This is a genomic window from Micromonospora foliorum (assembly GCF_022229015.1).
Lineage (GTDB): Bacteria > Actinomycetota > Actinomycetes > Mycobacteriales > Micromonosporaceae > Micromonospora > Micromonospora foliorum.
Genome location: NZ_JAKKFF010000486.1, coordinates 1 through 6770, shown reverse-complemented (window position 1 = coordinate 6770; position 6770 = coordinate 1). Strand labels below are relative to the sequence as shown.

The following is a 6770-nucleotide window of genomic DNA, read 5'->3' as shown; positions in this document are numbered from 1 at the left end:
GCTGGCCGGCCCCGCGCACGTCGACGTCGGGCTGGCCGGCACCGTGATGCGGTTCGTGCCACCGGTGGCCGGCCTGGCCGACGGGCAGGTCACCTTCGACGGCGACCCGTACGTGCGCACCCGCCCGCTCGGCCCACTGGTCGGCGCGCTGCGCTCGCTGGGCGTCCGGATCGACGTCACCGGCTCCGGCAGCCTCCCGCTGACCGTGCTCGGCACCGGCCGGGTCGCCGGGGGCGAGGTGGTGATCGACGCGTCCGCCTCCAGCCAGCTCGTCTCCGGGCTGCTGCTGGCCGCACCGCGCTTCGACCGGGGCGTCGTGGTCCGCCACGTCGGCCCGCCGGTGCCCTCCGCGCCGCACCTTCGGATGACGGTGCGGATGCTGCGGGCCGCCGGCGCGGCGGTCGACGACAGCACCCCCGACGTCTGGGCCGTCGAGCCCGGCCCGCTCACCGGGCGCGGCTGGGACGTCGAGCCGGATCTCTCCGGCGCCGTGCCGTTCTTCGCCGCCGCCCTGGTCACCGGGGGCGAGGTGACCCTGCAGGGTTGGCCGCACAGCAGCGCGCAGCCGGTCGAGCAACTCCGCTCGCTGCTCCAGCGGATGGGTGGCGAGGTCACCCTCTCCACCAACGGGCTGACCGTCCGCGGCACCGGCGTGGTGCACGGTCTGACCGCCGACCTGTCCGACGTCGGCGAGCTGACCCTCGTGCTGACCGCGCTGGCCATGCTGGCCGACTCGCCGTCGGTCTTCACCGGCGTCGGGCACATCCGTGGCCACGAGACCGACCGGCTCGCCGCGCTCGCGCGGGAGTTCGGCGGGCTCGGGGCGGACATCACCGAAACGCCGGACGGGTTGGAGATCCGGCCCCGCCCGCTGCGCGGTGGGGTCTTCCGCACCTACCACGACCACCGGATGGCGCACGCCGCCGCGGTGGCCGGGCTCGCCGTTCCGGGCATCGAGGTGGACGACGTGGGGTGTACCTCCAAGACCATGCCCGAGTTCCCGGCACTATGGTCAGCGATGGTGACCGGCAAGAGCTGACGCGACGGAGGAAAGGTCCTGGCGACCAAACGGCGGGAGTACGACGAGGACGACGTACGGGTCCGGCCCGGAAAGTCGTCGCGCCCGCGTACGCGCACCCGCCCGCAGCACGCCGACGCGGTCGACGGCTTCGTCATCGCCGTCGACCGGGGGCGCTACACCTGCGTGCTCTCCGGGGCCGAGCGCGGCGTGGTCGGCGCCGAGTTGCCCACGGTCACCGCCATGCGGGCCCGCGAGCTGGGCCGCAAGTCGGTGGTGGTCGGTGACCGGGTCAGCCTGGTCGGCGACACGTCCGGCGCGGAGGGCGCGCTGGCCCGCATCGTCCGGATCGCCGAGCGCCGCTCGGTGCTGCGCCGCACCGCCGACGACGACGAGACCACCGCCGAGGGTCGGCTGGAACGGGTGGTGGTGGCCAACGCCGACCAGTTGGTGATCGTCAGCGCGTTGGCCGACCCACCGCCGCGCACCGGGTTCATCGACCGCTGCCTGGTGGCCGCGTACGACGCGGACGTCGAGCCGCTGCTCTGCCTCACCAAGGCCGACCTGGCCGGGCCGGAGGAGGTGCTCGGCTACTACACCGAGCTGGAGCTGCCGTACGTGCTCAACCGCCCCGACTCCGACCTCGACGCGCTCCGTGCGCTGCTGAGCGGCAAGGTGTCGGTGCTGGTCGGGCACTCCGGGGTGGGCAAGTCGACGCTTGTCAACCGCCTCGTTCCGGACGCGCTGCGCGCGGTCGGCGTGGTCAGCGCGATCGGCCGGGGCCGGCACACCTCGACCAGCGCGGTGGCGCTGCGGCTGCCGCCGGTACCCGGGGTCGACACCGACCCGGGCTGGATCATCGACACTCCCGGGATCCGCAGCTTCGGGTTGGCGCACGTCTCGGCCGACAGCCTGCTGCACGGCTTTCCGGACCTGGTCGAGGGCACCGTCGACTGCCCACCGAACTGCCCGCACACCGCCGACGAGGCCGACTGCGGGCTGGACGCGTGGGTGGCCGCCGGTAAGGCCGACCCGCGCCGACTGGCCTCGTACCGTCGGCTGCTCGCCTCCCGCGCCGGCGAGGGCGACTCGCGCGGCGACAGCGACCAGCGCGGGCCCGGCGAGGGTGACCGGCGCGGGCCCGACGAGTGACCCGACGGGTGTGGGCTAGGTTGCCGGGATGACCGGGTACGCCGACGACCTCGCCCTCGCCCACCTGCTCGCCGACCGGGCCGACGCCATCGCCACGGCCCGGTTCCGCGCGCTCGACCTGCGCGTCGAGGCGAAGCCCGACCTGACGCCGGTCTCCGACGCGGACACCGCAGTGGAGCGGGAGATCCGCGCCGTACTGGCCGAGCAACGGCCGGCCGACGGGCTGCTCGGTGAGGAGTACGGGGCCCAGCCGTCCACCGACCCGAACGGCCGCCGGTGGATCGTCGACCCGATCGACGGCACCAAGAACTTCGTCCGTGGCGTGCCGATCTGGGCCACCCTGATCGCGCTCTACGACGGCGACCGGCCGGCGGTCGGCGTGGTGTCCGCACCGGCGCTCGGACGTCGCTGGTGGGCCAGCGCGGGCGGGGGCGCGTACGCCGGGCCCGGCCCCGAGGCGGGCGAACGGATCGGCGTGTCAGCGGTGCGCGGGGTCGCCGACGCCAGCTTCTGCTACTCCTCGCTGAACGGGTGGGAGAGCGCCGGGCGGCTCGACGCGGTGCTCGACCTGATGCGGGCCAGCTGGCGCAACCGGGCGTACGGCGACTTCTACGGCTACATGCTGTTGGCCGAGGGGGCACTCGACGTGATGGCCGAGCCGGAGCTGTCCCTGTGGGACGTGGCGGCGCTGGTGCCGATCATCACGGAGGCGGGTGGCACGGTCACGGATCTGCACGGACAACCCGCGCCCGCCGGCGCCCCGGGCACCGACAGCAGCGTGGTGGCCACCAACGGTGTGCTGCACGGCGACATCCTCGCCCGCCTCAATCGACCAGCCGAGCGCTGACCCCCGGCAACCTCTATCCTCGCCAGGTGGTCTCCTCCGGCTGGTGCTTCCTCGCGGCGATGATCGTCGCGTACGGCTTCGCCAACCTGCTCCAGTCGGTGGCGGCGGCCCGCACCACGGTCCACCACACCTTCGATCCGGGCCTGCTGCTGCGCCTCGCCGGGCACCGGACGTACCTGGTCGGTCTCGGCTGTCAGATCGGCGGCTTCGTGCTCGCCTTCCTGGCCCGGCGGGACCTGCCGCTGTTCCTCGTGCAGGCCAGCGTGGCCGCCGGGCTCGGGGTGACCGCCATCCTCGGGGTGCTGGTGCTGAAGTGGCGGCTGCCAGCGGCGGAGGTGGTGCTGCTGGCGCTGCTCTTCGCGGGGATCACCGCGCTGGTGCTGTCCGCCCGGCCGGCGCCGTCGAAGCAGCTCGGCACCGCCGGCTCGATCGCCCTGCTGGTGGCGCTCGGCGTGATCGCGGTGCTCGGTGTCTTCGCCGTCCGGCTGCACGGTGCGCCGGGTTCGGTGGCCCTCGGCTCACTGGCCGGGCTGGCGTTCAGCTCGGCCGCGGTCGCCGCCCGGCCACTGGCGTCCGCGCCGTCCGCCGAGGCGTTCCTCGCCGACCCGCTGTTCTACCTGCTGATCGCCCACTCGATCGTCGGTCAGCTGCTGCTCGGTCTGGCCATGCAGCGCGGCTCGACGACCGCCGCGGTCGCCGCGATGGACGCGGCCGGCGCGGTGCCGGCCGCGATCGTGGGCCTGCTGCTGCTCAACGACAAGATCTGGCCGGGGCGGGAGTGGCTGGCCGCGGCCGGCTTCCTGGTCACCCTGGCCGCGGTGATCGGCCTGACCCGGTACGCCGAACCGCAGCAGCACCGCTCGGTGGCACGCCGTCGGGACCGCGCCATGGTTGGTGCCGGCCGGCCGGGCTGACCGTCCGGCACCGCACCACGGCGAAGCGCCCGCCGCACCGCCACCTCAGGCTTCGACCGGCTTGCGCCGGCTCACCACCCGCTCGTAGAGACGCTCCAACGCACCGGCGGTCCGCTCCCAGGTGTAGCTGCTGCGCACCCGGTCCACGGCGGCGTGCCCGTACGCGAACCGACCGGCGTTGTCGCTGAGCAGCCGGCGCAGCGACACTCCGAGTGCCCGTACGTCACCGGGGGGCACCAGGCGGCCGGTGACCTCGTCGACGACGGCGTCCGCCAGGCCGCCCATCGCATAGCCGATCACCGGTACCCCGCAGGCCATGGCCTCCAGCGAGACCCGCCCGGCCGAGGAGTAGTGCGGTGTGCAGGCGACCACGTCCGCCGACCGGTACCAGGTGGCCATCTGGTCGTGCGGCACCGCACCGACGAGCCGTACCTGGTCAACGACGCCGAGCTGTTCGGCCAGCTCGCGCAGCCGTCGCGCCTCGGCGTGGTTGGCCAACTGGTCGGCCGGTGGCCCACCGGCGATCACCAGCTCGGCGTCTCCGACCAGCCGCATCGCCCGGATCAGGTCCTCCTGGCCGTGCCCGGCGGCGAGCGAGCCCACCGAGAGGATGCGGGGCCGCTGTTCGCGCGGTGCGGCCTCGCCGTCGGGGTGGAACAGGTCGATGTCGACGCCGGCCGGCACCAACGCGACGGAGCTGCGTTGCAGACCCATCCGGGTCAGCTCGTCGACCTCGTCGTTGGACTGCGCCACGGCGATGTCGACCGCCCGGGTCAACGCGCGCTCCAGCGTGATCCGCTGCCCCGGCCCGTCGTAGTTGCCGCCCAGGTGTCGCAGCTGCTCGATGCCGAGCGAGTGGAACGTCTGCACCACCGGGATGTCGGTCTCCCGAACGGCGTGTGCGGCGGCCAGACCACCGACCCAGTAGTGCCCGTGCACCACCTCGGGCCGCCAGGCACCCGACCACTCGTCGGCCAGCCAGCGGCCGACCTCCGTCACGTACGGGATCAGCTCGGCGGTGGGTAGCGAGGTGGGCGGACCGGCGGGCACCTGGTGCACCTGGTAGCCGTCGACGGTCGTCGTCGCCGGCAGCGCCGGGTCGTCCCGGCGGACGTAGAGCCGGACGTCATGGCCTCGCTCGGCCAGTTCGGTGGCGACCCGGGCGATGTGCTGTCGGGTGCCGACCGGCGGGCCGTCGGCGTGGCGGTAGGAACTGGCGTGCGCGCAGACGAGGCCGACGCGCATGGGTCACCTCCCTGCGATCTTTCCTCGGCGGTGGTCCTCCCGGTCAGAGCGTCCCATTAACCCCGCGACGCTGAGCCGAAACCTGGCAGATCAGGAAGAGTCAGCGCGAGTGCCGCCGACACTTGCGCCACGGCAAGCACACGCGGCACGCAACCGCACGGTTCGACGATGATCGACAAGCCGTCATCGGTGTGACCAGGCCCGGCCGGGGGTACCGCTGAGGAATGCCGCTGACCCGCAGTCTCGACGATTCGACCGTGGTGATCACCGGCGCGTCCAGCGGGATCGGCGCGGCGACCGCGTACGCACTGGCCCGCCGGGGTGCCGCCGTCGTGCTGGCCGCCCGCAGCGAGCCCGCCCTGCGACAGGTCTCGCAGCGCTGCCGGGAGTTGGGCGGTCGGGCTCTGGTGGTGCCGACCGACGTGACCGACCTGGAGTCGGTACGGCGGCTGGCCGATCAGGCGGCGGCCGAGTTCGGCCGGATCGACGCCTGGGTGAACAACGCCGCGGTCAGCGCCGTGGGTCTGTTCGACGAGATCCCGGTCGCCGAGTTCCGCCGGGTGCTGGAGGTCAACCTGCTCGGGACGGTGCACGGCATCAAGGCGGCCCTGCCCCACCTGGGCGCCGCCGGCGGCGGTGTGCTGGTCAACAACGCCTCGGTGCTGGCCGAGGTGGCCATGCCGTACCAGTCGGCGTACAACGCCACCAAGCACGGTATCCGTGGGCTGGCCGACACCGTGCGACAGGAGCTGCGGGTCACCGGTCGGGGGAACATCTCCGTCTGCACCGTGCTGCCGGCCACGATCGACACCCCGTTCTTCCGACACACGGGCAACCACAGCGGCCGGGAGCTGGTGCCCCCTCCGCCGATCTATCCGCCGGAGGTGGTCGCCGAGACCATCGTCCGGCTGCTGCGCCGGCCCCGCCGCGAGGCGTACGCCGGGGGCGCGGCCCGGCTGATCGGCCTGCAGTGGCGGCTGGCGCCCGCGCTGGTGGAGCGCACCCTCGGCTGGTACGCCCACCGCACCCAGTTCGGGCCGGGCGCCCGACTGGACAGCAGCGGCAACGTGTTCCACGCCGATGCCCAGGCGCGCCAGGACGGTGGCTGGAACGGTCGACGGCGACAGGTGGTGCGGATGACCGCCGCGTTCGGTCTGGCCGCCGCCGGCACCGCTGTCGGCACCCTGGCGGCCATCAGCCGCCGCTCCCGGTCGGACCGCTGATGGCGGATGTCGAGCGCCCGAATGCGCTGACCGTCACCGGCGCGCACAATGGGGCGATCATGTCGAGCTGTCTCGTGGAAATCGACGAGTCGTCAGCGGTGGTCCGGCTGACCGGTGTGCTCGACGCCGCCGGAGCCGAGGCGGTACGCGGCGCCCTGCTCGCCCGTCTCGTGGACCGGCCCGGTCCGGTGGTGGCCGACGTGACCGGTCTGCGGGTCGTCGACCCGGCCGGGCGGGGCGTCTTCGCCGACATTCGCCGGGAGGTCGCCGACTGGCCCGCCGCGGATCTGCTGCTGTGTGACCCGGCGGTCGACGGGCCGGCCCGTCCGGACACCGCGCTCGCCGGTGTGCCGGCCTGGCCGACGCTCGAC

Annotated in this window: 6 protein-coding genes and 1 pseudogene; 6 read left to right on the top strand and 1 reads right to left on the bottom strand. The window is 73.9% G+C overall.

Annotated features, from left to right (window positions below):
- From aroA to PSH25_RS28605, 4 genes and pseudogenes are all read left to right on the top strand, one after another.
- The coding region (gene aroA, locus PSH25_RS28620) for a 3-phosphoshikimate 1-carboxyvinyltransferase (RefSeq protein WP_238661994.1) at window positions 1–1039 on the top strand (1039 nt) is incomplete at its 5' end.
- Window positions 1040–1174: 135 nt separating this feature from the next.
- Window positions 1175–2170 (top strand): ribosome small subunit-dependent GTPase A, encoded by a 996-nt coding sequence (gene rsgA, locus PSH25_RS28615; protein WP_238661996.1) that lies wholly within the window; start codon window positions 1175–1177, stop codon window positions 2168–2170.
- Between the two features lie 28 nt (window positions 2171–2198).
- The gene (hisN, locus tag PSH25_RS28610) at window positions 2199–3017 is read left to right on the top strand and encodes a histidinol-phosphatase (RefSeq protein WP_238661993.1); all 819 of its coding nucleotides are present in this window, start codon (window positions 2199–2201) and stop codon (window positions 3015–3017) included.
- Window positions 3018–3076: 59 nt separating this feature from the next.
- Window positions 3077–4019, top strand: a pseudogene (locus tag PSH25_RS28605) (DMT family transporter).
- Here the strand turns inward: PSH25_RS28605 and PSH25_RS28600 are convergent.
- Window positions 3977–5176 carry a glycosyltransferase gene (locus tag PSH25_RS28600; protein WP_238661992.1) on the bottom strand — a complete coding sequence of 400 codons (1200 nt, stop codon included), beginning with the start codon at window positions 5174–5176 and terminating at the stop codon, window positions 3977–3979. The pseudogene PSH25_RS28605 and the gene PSH25_RS28600 overlap by 43 nt on opposite strands.
- Window positions 5177–5400: 224 nt before the next feature.
- On the opposite strand from PSH25_RS28600, the gene PSH25_RS28595 reads away from it, so the two are divergent.
- Entirely contained in the window at window positions 5401–6399 is a 999-nt protein-coding gene (locus PSH25_RS28595) for an SDR family oxidoreductase (RefSeq protein WP_238661991.1), read from the top strand.
- On the top strand, window positions 6399–6770 hold a 372-nt coding region (locus PSH25_RS28590; RefSeq protein WP_238661990.1), incomplete at its 3' end, for an STAS domain-containing protein. The genes PSH25_RS28595 and PSH25_RS28590, both read left to right, overlap by 1 nt.

Bases quoted from the DNA above. Each gene is read 5' to 3' on its own strand.
- hisN (WP_238661993.1), top strand. From the start codon at position 2,199: ATGACCGGGTACGCCGACGACCTCGCCCTCGCCCACCTGCTCGCCGAC.
- PSH25_RS28600 (WP_238661992.1), bottom strand. From the start codon at position 5,176: ATGCGCGTCGGCCTCGTCTGCGCGCACGCCAGTTCCTACCGCCACGCC.
- PSH25_RS28595 (WP_238661991.1), top strand. From the start codon at position 5,401: ATGCCGCTGACCCGCAGTCTCGACGATTCGACCGTGGTGATCACCGGC.